This is a genomic window from Bradyrhizobium pachyrhizi, from assembly GCF_029714545.1.
GTDB lineage: Bacteria > Pseudomonadota > Alphaproteobacteria > Rhizobiales > Xanthobacteraceae > Bradyrhizobium > Bradyrhizobium pachyrhizi.
The window spans coordinates 5,215,177-5,227,948 of record NZ_CP121667.1; the positions used below are offsets into that span (position 1 = coordinate 5,215,177).

The window sequence follows — 12,772 nt, forward strand, 5'->3', positions numbered from 1 at the left end:
ATCTGTGGTGTGCGACGGACTTGAACGATCACCGCAACGGGACGATCGAGATTCCCCTACCGCCGGGTTCAATATGCATTGGCCAGTTCGCCAATCAAAATAGTTTATAAAGTCAGGAATGCGAATGCGGCCACACTGTGTCTCGCCGGCAACGCTGCCTGTAAGCCCTTTGCTTACCTGAGAAAACTTGTCACACCCCAAATAGTCCAACCGTCACACGACCATCATAATTACTTTACGTTCACTTGCGTTCGTTGGCGGCTTGCGGGAAAAAACCTACTGCAGCGCGGAAAACAAGAAATAAATCAGCACAAAGCTGAGTCGGCGCCCGAGGGAAGAGGAAGCTGTGTCAGTGACAAGGAAGGATTCGACGCGCCAGCGCGCCATCGAACATCTCGACATCATCAAGCGGTTCACGCTCGAGATTTCGGCCATCAACTCGCATCTGGAGCGCGTCCGTCAATTCTGGGGCAAGTCGCTTGGCGTCAGCGGTCCGCAATGGATGATTCTCATCGCGATCTCGGATCTCGACAAGGATGACGGCGTGCCGATCAACGTGGTGTCGAAGCTGCTGCACGTCGATCCGTCGTTCGTGACCACGCAGTCCAAGCTGCTCGAGCAGAAGGAGCTGCTGCGGCGCGCACCCTCCCCGGCCGATGCGCGCGTGGTCCGGCTGTCGCTGACCGACAAGACCAAAAAGCACCTCGCGGGCCTCGCCGAACAGCACAAGGCGTTCAAGAAAACCGTCTTCGAGGAGTTCAGCGAGCCTGAGCTGGCCGAGTTCACGGCCAAGCTTTCGATGCTCACCAGCCGCCTCGAAAAGGCCTGCCTGATTGTTGCGATGGAAGCCGAGGCCTGAAGCGACCGGCTCTGCAGCGGACGGGACGACTGGCAAACCGGAACGGTCGCGCGGTTCACCTTGCGAAGCGTACGATGCGGAGACTTATCGGTGTCCGCGCCCCGCCGACTGGAACGCCAGGAAGGCGAGGACGCTCAGCAGCGCAGCCCAGACCAGGAAGTGTTCAGCAATCACGTTGGCCCCCCATTTGCCCCTCAATGGAAAGCATGAAACGGGCCAAGCTGCGCGCGATCGGTGAACGGGCCATGAAAAAGGAGCCCCGGCGCTGACGGCCGGGGCCCCGGCAAAGCCAACCTCGCAGTGTAACTATCTGGACCTGGTCGAGGTGCCTCCGGTCATCCCGCTGCCCGAGCCCGTCGTCTGGCCAGGGGCGTAGCCAGAGGCCCCTGGGGCCCCGGCTTTCGATCCTCGTGCCTGCATCTCGTGCCCGGGTGCATAGCCCGACGCGCCGGGACTGCCCTTCTTGGAGCCCTTCTTTTGCATCTCGTGTCCAGGTGATTTGCTCGAAACACCCTGTGCAAAAGCAACCGGTGTGGAAGCCATCAGGCATGCCGCGGAAAGGACGATGATTGCGTGCTTCATTTTGTCCTCCAAAATGCGCCCCGCAACTAACCGCCTGAAATCAGTGACGTTCCATGAACGCTTGTTCATCGACACGACAGCCGCCGATGCGATCGGCTTGGTGCTGCCTCTTCAACGAGCGCTTGTTCGATATTGACGGCAGCGTGTTGGCTTCCGCGCACAGCTTTCCGCGACCGGCGAACAGCATCGGCAACCAATCGCAAGCCGGCGGCGCGCGATGCGCGTCCGCTTCAAACCATCACCGAACGAATTTTGAGAAAATGGTCGGAGCGAGAGGATTTGAACCTCCGACCCCTAGTCTCCCAGACTAGTGCGCTAACCGGGCTGCGCCACGCTCCGATGCCGTTCCATTAGCTGCGATCCTGCGTTCGCGCAAGGCAAAGCAGGCTCCTGAAGACTGCAATCCGGGCACCGGTTCCCCTTGGCGGGCTTCCTTGCCTCAGCCGTCCTTCATCGCTGCGTCGATCATCTGCCGGCAGGCGACCAGCTCCTGCAGCACGCGTTCGAGCCGCTCCCGATCGACTGACGGAACGGAGGGACGAACCGGCGGCGCGGCGGGCGCCTTACCCGGCTGGGCATGCGCCTTGTAGGTCGACAGGATCGGATCCTCGTCGGGATCGACGAATCGGTAGTCGATCCCCTTCTCGTCGCCGTCGCCCTCCTCGCCGTCGAAATCGAGGCCGTCGCTGTTCTCGAGGTCGTCGGGCTCGGCCATGCTGTTGCCGACGGCTTCCTCGACCGCGCCGAACGAGACCGCTGCGGTCTGGTCGGCGATGCCCTGCACCGATTTGATGCCGTGCTCCTTCAGGATCCGCTGCACGCCGCGGATGGTGTAGCCCTCGCCGTACAGCAACCGGCGGATACCCTTGAGCAGGTCGACGTCGTCGGGGCGATAATAGCGGCGTCCGCCGCTGCGCTTCATCGGCTTGATCTGCGCGAAGCGCGTTTCCCAGAATCTCAGCACATGCTGGGGAATATCGAGTTCATCAGCGACCTCGCTGATGGTACGGAACGCATCCGGCGCCTTGTCCAAATGCCCGCTCCTTTGAGCTCAATGCCTGGAGCCTTTTCCGTCCCGATTGAATCGGAACGGGGCTCCGGATTCTAGTTTTGCCGCGTTTTCTTCACGCGAACCGGGTATCCACTTCGCTTGAAAACGCTCTAGTCGGCCTTGCTGCCGTCGCCATTGGTGACGACATGGCCATTGATCCGCTGCTTCAGGATCGCCGACGGCTTGAACACCATTACCCGCCGCGGCGAAATCGGCACCTCGGTGCCGGTCTTCGGATTACGGCCGATACGCTGGCCCTTCTTGCGCACCATGAAGGAGCCGAATGAGGACAGCTTCACCGTCTCGCCCTTTTCCAGGCAATCGGTGATCTCCTTCAGCACCAACTCGACAAATGCCGACGATTCCGTGCGTGACAGACCCACCTTTTGGTAGACCGCCTCACACAAATCGACGCGCGTAACTGTTTTTCCGGTTCCCGTGGTCATCGCCTGCCCCGCACTCTCGGCGAACAATTTCTTGACTGAAATTAAAAGCTTAGCGCGCAATGGTCAACAGTGACCAGCGCCCAGGCGCAGAAAGATCCCGGCAACCTGTCGATACTGTTTGGCGATACGCTACCAGCGCACGAGCGCCGAGCCCCAGGTGAAGCCGCCGCCCATCGCCTCGAACAGCACCAGATCGCCCTTCTTGACGCGCCCGTCCTTCACGGCGACCGACAGCGCGAGCGGGATCGAGGCCGCCGAGGTGTTGCCGTGCTTGTCGACCGTCAGCACCACTTTCTGCGGCGCAATATGAAGCTTGTGCGCCGACGCATCGATGATTCGCTTGTTGGCCTGGTGCGGGATGAACCAGGTGATGTCCTCGGCGGTAAAGCCGGTGGCGTTGAAGGCGTCGACGATCACGTCGGTGATCATGCCGACGGCATGCTTGAACACCTCGCGGCCTTCCATCCGGAGATAACCGACCGTCCTGGTCGAGCCGGGCCCGCCATCGACGAACAGCTTCGCCTTGTGGCGGCCGTCAGAGCGCAGATGCGTCGTCAACACGCCACGGTCGCTGGTGGTGCCGGACTGCTGCTGCGCCTCCAGCACGACCGCGCCGGCGCCGTCGCCGAACAGCACGCAGGTGCCGCGGTCGTTCCAGTCGAGGATGCGCGAGAAGGTTTCGGCACCGATCACCAGCGCCCGCTTGTGGGTGCCGGCGCGCAGGAAATTATCGGCGGTGGCCAGCGCGAAGACGAAGCCGGAACAGACCGCCTGCAGGTCGAAGGCGACGCCGTGGTTGATGCCGAGCCCGTGCTGGACGGCGACCGCGGTGGCCGGAAAGGTGTTGTCGGGCGTCGAGGTCGCGACCACGATCAGGTCGATCGACTGCGCATCGACTTGCGCATGGGCGAGCGCGGCCTGCGCCGCCTTGATCGCCAGATGCGAGGTGAATTCATCGTCGGCAGCGATGTGGCGCTCGCTGATGCCGGTGCGCTGCACGATCCAGTCATCCGACGTGTCGATCCGGGTGGCCAGTTCGGCATTGGTCAAAACCCGCTCCGGCAAATATGAGCCGCAGCCGAGCACTACCGAACGTATAGCAGTCACGAGACAGCCTCCTGCGCGGTCTGCGCCTGCACCAGGGCGCTGCCGTCGCGGTTGAGCATCTGATTGATCTTGGTGAGGAGATCGAAGTGGGCCATCTCATAGCCAACATCCACCGCATAGGCAAAGCCTTCCGCGTTGGTGCCGCCATGACTCTTGACCACCACGCCCTTCAGGCCGAGCAGCAGGCCGCCATTCGACTTGTTGGGATCGAGCTTGTCGCGCAGCTTCTGGAACGCACCGCGGGCCAGCAAATAGCCGATCCGCGCCAGCCAGCTCGATGACATGGCCTCGCGCAGCAGCGTGAACATCTGGCGCGCGGTTCCCTCGGCGGCCTTGAGCGCAATGTTGCCGCTGAAACCTTCCGACACGATGACATCGGCGAGGCCCTTGCCGATCGCGTCGCCCTCGACGAAACCGATATAGTTGAACTGGGTCGAGTTCATCGCGCGCAGCATCTCCGCCGCCTCGCGGATTTCCCCGTGCCCCTTCATCTCCTCGGACCCGATATTGAGCAGGCCGACGGTCGGCCGTTCGAGGTTGAACAGCACGCTCGCCATGGCGCTGCCCATCACCGCCAGCGTCGCCAGATGGCGGGCGTCGCCGCCGATCGTGGCGCCGAGGTCGAGCACGACAGAGTCGCCGCGCAGCGTCGGCCACACCGCCGCAAGCGCCGGCCGGTCGACACCGGGCAGCGTCCGCAGATTGAGGCTGCCCATCGCCATCAGCGCGCCGCTGTTGCCGGCGGAGACCGCAACGTCGGCCTCGCCATGCTTCACGGCGTCGATCGCGAGCCACATCGAGGACGCCCTGCGGGTCCGCCGCAGCGCCTGGCTCGGCTTCTCATCGTTCTTCACGGCGACGTCGGTATGGATCACTTTCGATACCGCCTTCAGCGCCGGATGCTTGGCAAGCTCCGGCTCGATCTGGGCCCGGTCCCCGACCAGCAGGAACTCGCTGTCGGGATGACGGCTTAACGAGATCGCGGCGCCGGGAACGACGACGGAAGCGCCGACATCGCCCCCCATGGCGTCAAGCGCTATTCGAACCTTTTGAGGCATGAACGTCCCGGAAGCCTGCTTTCCCGCAGCCCTTCAGACGAGGACCGCGAGCTTGAAGTCACCGCCGTTAACGGCGCGCGGCGAAACACCAACTCGCGTCCCGGCCGGGCCGCGACAATAGCGTGTCCTCGATCCGACACAACCTCTTGACCGCAAATGAGGCAGCTGCCGAACCGTCACGCAACACATCAGAGCATACCAGAAATACATTGTATTTCAATGTATTGTGACACGTATTTGAAGTAACTGGGAACAGCGCTCGCGCAAGCTTGCAGGCAAGCCATCCCCGCAAATGTGACGCCGGGCGCCCTCAACTTCCCTTGGGCTTCTTGCCGTCCGGCTTTTTCTTCAGCGCCTTCAGCCCCGCGAAGGGATGATTTTCCGGGTCAGGCGCTTCAGCCTTCTGTTCAAAGACCGCATCCACCTTGCGCGGATACGGGTCTATGCCGAGAAACAGCGCATCGGTGGCAAGCCGGCCGATGTCGATGAAGCCGCCGACGATCGGCTCCGGCGGGTCCGGCGTTTCCTCATCGCTGTCGTCGGCGTCGTCGACCAGGTCGGCCATTTGCGGGATCTGCTCGGGCGGCGCGAACACCACATCGATCGGCTCATCGATCTCGTTCTCGATCGGATCGAGCGTCACCACGCAAGTCTGCCCGACCCTGGCCTGGACCCTGCCGGTGACGTGGTAGCTGCCGTCGCGCTTGGGCTGCAGGTCGAACTCTGCACGCGCGGAGACGACCTCCCTCAACTCGGCAACTTCGGCCATCGCCCTGCGCGCCGGCTCGTCGGCCGCGATCTCGCGATGCAGGCCGGTCTCCGGGATCTGCGCAACATTGACGAGAACCCGCCAGGGGTCGCGGTCGCGCCGTGCATCTGATTGCCCTGTGCCGCCGCCGCTCATGCCGCGGTCCCCGCAGCCTGTGGTACCGGAAAGCGCCAGGCGCCCTTGCCCAACGCCGCGAGGTCGGTGCGCGCCAGCTGTTCAATCGCCTCCCTGGCGTAGACGGCGAGCTCGCGGGCCTTGTCGATATTCTGACCGTTGAGGATGTTCTTGCAGAACGACTCGGCCAAGGCCGCCTCGCTGTCGGTCAGCGCCAGATCGTAGGCCGCGGTGCGGCCGTAGAAGGCTTCGCCGAACGCCTGCATGCGCTTCGGCACCGTGAGGTCGCCTACGCCCATTTCCCGCAGATTGTCGTCCATATCGATGCAGAAATGATCAAACAGGGCCTGGGACAGCGCGACGCCGCCCTCGACGGATTTCAGTCGCCGCAGCACCAGCCACAGATGCATCAGAAGGAGGTCAAAACGGCCGTTAACCGTGTCCGGAACGCCCAAGTCACGGTAAAACAACGGTTCTCGCGCCTGCGTCACGATCATGCCATAGATGGTCTCAATGGTGCTGCGCGCGGGCACCCGGGGTCTTCTGAAGTGATTGAACGGCCAAAGCATGACGGGTTCCGGCTGCCGGTCCCCAAAGGGTCGCCTGTTGAGAGGTCGCCCATTGGAGCTCGGCATGATTGCAATCCATTGAGCTGCCCGGTACGTCAATGCCTCGGCCGATGCAAGGGGACGGATCAGTTCCGCCGATGAACCACACGCTTTCACGACAGCCTCGCGCCGCTTCCGCGCGCGGGTTCTTTTCGCGTCTCCGCGCCGTCGCGGCGATTGGCCTCGTCTGCGCCGCACTCGGCGGCTGCGCCGGCGAACAATTCCAGAAGGGCTACATCCTGCCCGACGGGGCGCTCGAGCAGATCCCGATCGGCGCGAGCCAGGACCAGGTGCTGATCGTGCTCGGCACGCCCTCGACGGTCGCAACGCTGGACGGCGAGGTGTTTTATTACATCTCGCAACGGACCTCCCGCCCGGTCGCCTTCATGAATCAGCGGGTGATCGACCAGCGCGTCATCGCGGTCTATTTCGACAAGAATCGGCAGGTGCGCCGGCTCGCCAATTACGGCCTGAAGGACGGCAAGATTTTCGACTTCGTCAGCCGGACCACGCCGACGTCGGGCCAGGAAATGTCCTACCTGACACCGCTCTTCAAGCTGTTGAGCTTCAACTAGAGCGTTTTCGAACGAAGTGGACTCCGGTTCGCGTGAAGGAAGCGCGTCAAACCGGAGTCTGGAGCATAACCCGCTGCGCCAAGTTGTCGCTTGCCCGAAGGGCAAGCGGTCCCCTAGTTTGCTCGCAAGCAAGAGCCTGAGCAGGGGGTAAACGCATGAGAGCCAAGAGATTTTCCCGTCGTACGGTATTGTCGGGCACTGCCGCATTGACGGCTGCGGCGATCCTGCCGCGCGCGAGCCTCGGCGCCGGTGACTGGCGGCCGACCGAGACCGTCCGCATCATCGTGCCGGCGGCGGCCGGCGGCTCGACCGACGTGATGGGGCGGCTGCTCGCGGCGCATTTGCAGCCGCTCTGGGGCCAGTCGGTGGTGGTGGAGAATCGCTCCGGCGCCGGCGGCACCATCGGCACATCCGAGGTCACGCGCGCCAAGGGCGACGGCCACACCATCCTGATCGGCAATCCCGGCCCCAACGCGATCGCCTACAGCATCTTCCGGAATCTGACCTACAAGGCCGACCAGTTGCAGCCGGTCTCCAACATGATCCGGATTCCGAACATCGTGTCGGCGCATCCGTCGACCGGCCTCAAGTCGATCCCCGAATTGATCGCCTTCCTGAAGAAGAATCCGGACAAGCTCACCTACGGCTCGTCCGGCACCGGGCAGAGCCCTCACCTCACCGGCGCCTGGTTCCTGCAACTCACCGGGCTGAAGATGACGCACGTGCCGTTCCGCGGCGCTGGTCCCGCATTGCAGGCCGGGCTCGCCGGCGACATCCAGATCCTGTTCGACAATCTCTATCCGTCGCTGCCGCAGGTGCAGGACGGCAAACTCAACGGCCTCTGTGTCACCACGCCGGAGCGCAGCGATTCCGCACCGAACCTGCCGACGATGCGCGAGGGCGCGCCGGAATTGGCAAAGTTCGACGTCTCGTCCTGGTTCGGCGTGTTCCTGCCGAAGACCGCACCCGCCCCGGTGCTCGACGAGTTGAACCGCCAGGTCAAGGCGATGCTGGAGCGCGACGACGTCAAGAAGAACATCGCCGGCATGGGCGCGCGCGCCGACTACGGCACGCCCCAGCAATTCTCCGATTTCGTCGATGCCGAGACGAAGAAGTTCGCGGCGATCATCGAGAAGGAAGGCCTGCAGATGGAGGTCAAGTGACGGCGTAGCCGTCATTCCGGGACGATGCGAAGCATCGAACCCGGAATCTCAAGATTCCGGGTTCGCCTCTTCGAGGCGCCCCGGAATGACGCTGCAAACATGCGGCTAGACCTATCGGTGGATTACGTTTCGCTAATCCGCCCGACGCTCTGACGCTACGAAGACTTGTTGATCTTCTTGACCTTGGCGTCGGTCGCTTCAATCGACATCGCCAGTTCCATGATCGCGTTCGAGAGCAGCTCGATGGCCTCCTTCTGATCCTGTGATTTGGAGGCGCGGAGCGCGTAGTTCCGTGCGGATGAGAGCGACATCGATTGATCTCCGTGTTGTTCGCGTCTGGTTCAAAAATAAAACCCCGCGGCTTTCACCGCGGGGCTTCGCTTCAGTCGTGTCCGCCGCTCAGTGCGCCAGGATCGCCAGCAGCAGCAGCGCCACGATGTTGGTGATCTTGATCATCGGATTCACCGCCGGGCCCGCCGTATCCTTGTAGGGATCGCCGACGGTATCGCCGGTCACCGCGGACTTGTGGGCGTCAGAGCCCTTGCCGCCGTAGTGGCCGTCCTCGATGTACTTCTTGGCGTTGTCCCATGCGCCGCCACCCGAGGTCATCGAGATCGCGACGAACAGACCGGTGACGATGACGCCGAGCAGCATGGCACCGACCGCGGAGAATGCCGCCGACTTGCCGGCTGCGCCGCCGCCCGCGATCGCATAGATCAGGAAGTAGACCACGATCGGCGACAGCACCGGCAGCAGCGACGGGATGATCATCTCCTTGATCGCCGCCCGGGTCAGCAGGTCGACCGCCTTGCCGTAGTCCGGCTTGTCGGTGCCCTGCATGATGCCGGGCTTCTCGCGGAACTGACGGCGCACTTCCTCGACGATCGCACCGGCGGCACGACCGACTGCGGTCATGCCCATCGCACCGAACAGATACGGCAGCAGGCCGCCGAACAGCAGGCCGACCACGACGTAAGGATTGTTCAGGGAGAAGTCCGGGTTGACGCCCTTGAAGTAGGCATGGGCATTGGCGTCGCTGATGAAGAATTTGAGGTCCTGATTATAGGCCGCAAACAGCACCAGCGCACCGAGACCGGCGGAGCCGATCGCGTAGCCTTTGGTCACCGCCTTGGTGGTGTTGCCGACCGCGTCGAGCGCGTCGGTCGACTTGCGCACCTCCTTCGGCAGCCCCGCCATCTCGGCGATGCCGCCGGCGTTGTCGGTGACCGGGCCGAAGGCGTCGAGCGCGACGATCATGCCGGCCAGCGCCAGCATGGTGGCGGTCGCGATCGCGATGCCGAACAGGCCGGCAAGGCTGTAGGTGACGAGGATGCCGGCGATGATCACGATCGCGGGCAGCGCGGTCGCTTCCATCGAGACCGCCAGGCCCTGGATCACGTTGGTACCGTGACCGGTGACCGAGGCCGAGGCGATCGACTTCACCGGGCGATAGTCGGTGCCGGTGTAGTATTCGGTGATCCAGATGATCAGGCCGGTGACGACGAGACCGACCACGCCGCACCAGAACAGCGCCATGCCGGTATAGTCGACGCCGTCGAGCTTGCCGAAGCCGACCAGCCAATTGATCACGAGCGCGACGCCGACCAGCGACAGGATGCCGGTGGCGATCAGGCCCTTATAGAGGGCGCCCATGATGGACTGGCTGGCACCGAGCTTGACGAAGAAGGTGCCGATGATCGAGGTGATGATGCAGATGCCGCCGATCGCGAGCGGCAGCGTCATCATGTTCACCAGGATCGGCGTCTTGGCGAAGAAGATCGCCGCAAGCACCATGGTGGCGACCGCGGTCACCGCATAGGTCTCGAACAGGTCAGCCGCCATGCCGGCGCAGTCGCCGACATTGTCGCCGACGTTGTCGGCGATGGTGGCCGGGTTACGCGGATCGTCCTCCGGGATACCGGCCTCGACCTTGCCGACGAGGTCGCCGCCGACGTCCGCACCCTTGGTGAAGATGCCGCCGCCGAGACGGGCGAAGATCGAGATCAGCGAGGCGCCGAAGCCGAGCGCCACCATGGCGTCGACCACGGTGCGGCTGCCCGCTTCCAGACCCATGAACTTGACCAGCACCATGAAGTAGATGGTGACGCCGAGCAGCGCGAGCCCCGCAACCAGCATGCCGGTGATCGCGCCCGCCTTGAAGGCGAGCTCGAGGCCGCCGGCGAGCGAGGTGGTTGCCGCCTGAGCGGTGCGGACGTTGGCGCGCACCGAGACGTTCATGCCGATGAAGCCGGCAGCCCCCGACAGGATGGCGCCGATCGCAAAGCCGATCGCCACCGGCAGGCCCAGGAAGTAGGCCAGCACCACGAAGATCACGATACCGACCATGCCGATCGTGGTGTACTGCCGCCGCAGATAGGCCTGTGCGCCCTCGCGCACCGCGGCCGCGATTTCCTGCATGCGCGGATTACCCGCATCCGCGTTCAAGACCGACTGCGTCGCCCAGATCGCGTAGACGATGGAAAGCGCCCCGCAGAGCACAATCAACCATAAAGCTGTCATGTTGCCTCAGATCCTTGATGTAACCCCCGCGCCTTCTTGTGCCGCTAGGGGGGCGGCAGGCGCTTATTTTGCGAGGACAATCCTCCCCAAAAACGGATTGCCTCAAATCGGGCGCGACCTTGCCAAAATCGTTACCGCTGTGCAACGCCACCTGTGGCCGAAAACGCCGATATCGGCAGCTATTTAGAAGGAAAATCGGCGCTATCAGGCGCGGGAAGTCGAGCGCGGCTTCCATTCCGACGGGTTTTCTTAATGCGAACCGGTGCCCGCTTCGCTCGAAAACGCTCTAGAAATGGCTGTAGGACAGCCGCTTCAGCTTCAGTTCCCGGCCCTGCCCGTCAAGGAAGCTCGGTGGCGACAAGCCTGCGATCAAGCCGCCGATTGCGGTCACCGCGACCTTGGCCTGCCGTGCGTCGCGCAGAAACGCGTCGACATGATCGCTCGGGACCGCGCACAAGAGCTCGTAATCATCACCGCCGGCCACCAAGGTCTCGATATCGATCGCCTTGCGTGCGAGCAGCGCTGCGGCCGCGGACGACAACGGGATACTCGTCACGTTGATCACGGCCGCCACACCACTGGCTGCGCAAAGCTTGGTCAGATCGCCGGCAAGACCGTCGGACACATCCATCGCGGCGCTGGCGTGGGTGCGGACGGCTTTGGCCAAGGCGTTGCGCGGCTGCGGAACACGGTAACGGGCGGCAAAGAAATCCCGCCCGACGACATCGTCCGCCAGAGCCGCGGCGACCGGGCCACCCCGGAGCACATCGAGGCCGAGCGCGGCGTCTCCGATCGTGCCGGTGACGAACACACGGTCGCCCGCCTGTGCCCCTGCGCGATGCACCATCGTGCCCTGCGGCACCCGGCCGAACGCAGTGATCGAGATCATCAGCGGCCCCGGCGTCGAGACCGTGTCGCCACCGAGCAGCGGGCAGCCGAAATGCGCGGCGTCCTCGCCGAGCGCCCGGGCAAACGGCTTCAGCCAGGCCTCCTCGGCGCCGCGCAGCGCCAGCGTCAGCACGAAGCCCGCCGGCACCGCGCCCTTGGCAGCGATGTCGGAGAGGTTCACCCGCAGCGCCTTGCGCGCCAGCGTGTCGGGCGGATCATCGCGGAGGAAATGCACGCCCTCGACGATGGCGTCCGTGGTGACCACGATGTCCTCGCCATCTGCCCTTAGCGCGGCGGCGTCGTCGTCGAGCCCGAACGCCCCCGGATCGGTCGCGAGCGGCTTGAAATAGCGCGCGATCAGGGAGTCTTCGCCGGATATCGGTTTGTCGCTCTGCGTCACGATAGCAGCCCCGTCATCCTGAGGTGCGAGCGGAGCGAGCCTCGAAGGATGCACGGCCCCAGCCGGGCCGTCGCCCTTCGAGACGGCCGCCGCGCGGCCTCCTCAGGGTGACGGTCAAGCGATCATATGTCTCCACTCAGCTCCGCACAAACTCGTCGCCGCGGAACTGGCGCGCGATCTGGTCGAGCACGGCGTTGACCATGCCGGTTTCGTCCTTCTCGACGAAAGCATGCGCGACGTCGACATATTCGGAGACCACCACGCGGCCCGGCACGTCCTTGCGGTGCTCGAGCTCGTAGGACCCTGCCCGCAGCACCGCGCGCAGGATGGCGTCGATACGCTTCAGCGGCCAGCCTTTCGACAGCGCCTCGTCGATCAGCGGGTCGAGCCTGGCCTGGTCGCGCACCACGCCGGAGACCACATCGCGGAAAAACGCGGCTTCCGCCGGCAAATATTTCTCGCCCTCGACCTCATTGCCGAGCCAGTGGCTCTCGAACTCGGCGAAGATGTCGTTGATGCCGGCGCCGCCAATGTCCATCTGGTAAAGCGCCTGCACCGCGGCGAGCCGTGCCGCGCCGCGGCGGTTGGCTTTTCTGTCGGGGGCTTTCGCGGGCTTCTTGTTGTCAGCCATG

General features: G+C 63.8%; 13 protein-coding genes and 1 tRNA gene. 3 read left to right on the forward strand and 11 right to left on the reverse strand.

What is annotated here, in order from left to right:
- Positions 1–346 precede the first annotated feature (346 nt).
- A complete protein-coding gene (locus QA639_RS24525) occupies positions 347–859 on the forward strand; it encodes a MarR family winged helix-turn-helix transcriptional regulator (RefSeq protein WP_283087570.1) in 513 nt (170 codons plus the stop codon).
- An 843-nt stretch (positions 860–1,702) separates the two neighbouring features.
- Here the strand turns inward: QA639_RS24525 and QA639_RS24530 are convergent.
- The 7 genes from QA639_RS24530 to QA639_RS24560 all read right to left on the reverse strand — a co-directional run bounded on the left by QA639_RS24530 (position 1,703) and on the right by QA639_RS24560 (position 6,555).
- A tRNA-Pro gene (locus QA639_RS24530) sits at positions 1,703–1,780 on the reverse strand.
- Positions 1,781–1,880: 100 nt separating this feature from the next.
- Positions 1,881–2,474, reverse strand: a complete 594-nt coding sequence (locus QA639_RS24535; protein ID WP_016844981.1) for a MerR family transcriptional regulator — start codon at positions 2,472–2,474, stop codon at positions 1,881–1,883.
- 128 nt (positions 2,475–2,602) lie between these two features.
- Complete coding sequence (locus QA639_RS24540; protein ID WP_035631661.1) at positions 2,603–2,938, reverse strand: integration host factor subunit alpha; 336 nt, start codon at positions 2,936–2,938, stop codon at positions 2,603–2,605.
- Positions 2,939–3,067: 129 nt separating this feature from the next.
- Positions 3,068–4,045, reverse strand: a complete 978-nt coding sequence (locus tag QA639_RS24545) for a beta-ketoacyl-ACP synthase III (RefSeq protein WP_028333877.1) — start codon at positions 4,043–4,045, stop codon at positions 3,068–3,070.
- Positions 4,042–5,103 (reverse strand): phosphate acyltransferase PlsX, encoded by a 1,062-nt coding sequence (gene plsX / locus QA639_RS24550; protein WP_028333876.1) that lies wholly within the window; start codon positions 5,101–5,103, stop codon positions 4,042–4,044. Before plsX ends, QA639_RS24545 begins: the two co-directional genes overlap by 4 nt.
- 310 nt (positions 5,104–5,413) lie before the next feature.
- Positions 5,414–6,007: a YceD family protein gene (locus QA639_RS24555; protein WP_157341039.1), complete on the reverse strand. Its 594-nt coding sequence runs from the start codon at positions 6,005–6,007 to the stop codon at positions 5,414–5,416.
- The gene (locus QA639_RS24560; protein ID WP_157341037.1) at positions 6,004–6,555 is read right to left on the reverse strand and encodes a ubiquinol-cytochrome C chaperone family protein; all 552 of its coding nucleotides are present in this window, start codon (positions 6,553–6,555) and stop codon (positions 6,004–6,006) included. Before QA639_RS24560 ends, QA639_RS24555 begins: the two co-directional genes overlap by 4 nt.
- A gap of 137 nt (positions 6,556–6,692) precedes the next feature.
- On the opposite strand from QA639_RS24560, the gene QA639_RS24565 reads away from it, so the two are divergent.
- Both QA639_RS24565 and QA639_RS24570 read left to right on the forward strand, forming a co-directional pair.
- Positions 6,693–7,169, forward strand: a complete 477-nt coding sequence (locus QA639_RS24565; RefSeq protein ID WP_157341035.1) for an outer membrane protein assembly factor BamE — start codon at positions 6,693–6,695, stop codon at positions 7,167–7,169.
- A 155-nt stretch (positions 7,170–7,324) separates the two neighbouring features.
- Entirely contained in the window at positions 7,325–8,332 is a 1,008-nt protein-coding gene (locus QA639_RS24570) for a Bug family tripartite tricarboxylate transporter substrate binding protein (protein ID WP_092077993.1), read from the forward strand.
- A gap of 155 nt (positions 8,333–8,487) precedes the next feature.
- Here QA639_RS24570 and QA639_RS24575 read toward each other — a convergent pair whose 3' ends face one another.
- The 4 genes from QA639_RS24575 to nusB all read right to left on the reverse strand — a co-directional run bounded on the left by QA639_RS24575 (position 8,488) and on the right by nusB (position 12,771).
- Positions 8,488–8,643: a hypothetical protein gene (locus tag QA639_RS24575; protein ID WP_198400077.1), complete on the reverse strand. Its 156-nt coding sequence runs from the start codon at positions 8,641–8,643 to the stop codon at positions 8,488–8,490.
- Positions 8,644–8,731: 88 nt separating this feature from the next.
- Entirely contained in the window at positions 8,732–10,852 is a 2,121-nt protein-coding gene (locus QA639_RS24580; protein WP_028333872.1) for a sodium-translocating pyrophosphatase, read from the reverse strand.
- A 286-nt stretch (positions 10,853–11,138) separates the two neighbouring features.
- Positions 11,139–12,140 carry a thiamine-phosphate kinase gene (thiL, locus tag QA639_RS24585; protein WP_283087571.1) on the reverse strand — a complete coding sequence of 334 codons (1,002 nt, stop codon included), beginning with the start codon at positions 12,138–12,140 and terminating at the stop codon, positions 11,139–11,141.
- Positions 12,141–12,276: 136 nt separating this feature from the next.
- Entirely contained in the window at positions 12,277–12,771 is a 495-nt protein-coding gene (nusB, locus tag QA639_RS24590; RefSeq protein WP_016844994.1) for a transcription antitermination factor NusB, read from the reverse strand.
- Between the last annotated feature and the right edge of the window lies 1 nt (position 12,772).